The 344-nt window shown below is 64.5% G+C and carries 1 protein-coding gene; it reads right to left on the bottom strand.

Features of this window, described 5'->3' with window-relative positions; genetic code table 11:
• Window positions 1–344, bottom strand: a 344-nt coding sequence (locus tag CF70_RS37895) for a tripartite tricarboxylate transporter permease (protein ID WP_035866540.1), incomplete at both ends; no start/stop codon positions are given.

Below are 344 nucleotides of genomic sequence, written 5' to 3'. Positions count from 1 at the left end.
CAGCACCGCCACCCGGCAGGATGCCCAGCGCCGAACCCAGCACCGTGCCACGCAGCACTGCGGGGATCATGCGCTTGAAGTCTTCCTTGGTCGGGAACAGGTTGGTGATGTGGTCGGTGAAGGTCTCGCGGGCATCCTTCTGTTCCAGGTTCGCGATGATTTCCGCGAAACCGAACACACCCATCGCCACCGAGACGAAGTTCAGGCCGTCGGTGAGTTCAGGCACGTCGAAGGAGAAGCGCGCCGCGCCCGAGTTCACGTCGGTACCGACCAGGCCCAGCAGCAGGCCCAGCACGATCATGGCGATCGCCTTGACCAGCGAACCCGAAGCCAGCACCACGGCG

Origin of the sequence: Cupriavidus sp. SK-3 (assembly GCF_000611145.1) — a bacterium.
Classification (GTDB): domain Bacteria; phylum Pseudomonadota; class Gammaproteobacteria; order Burkholderiales; family Burkholderiaceae; genus Cupriavidus.
This window is presented reverse-complemented; position numbering and strand designations above follow the sequence as displayed.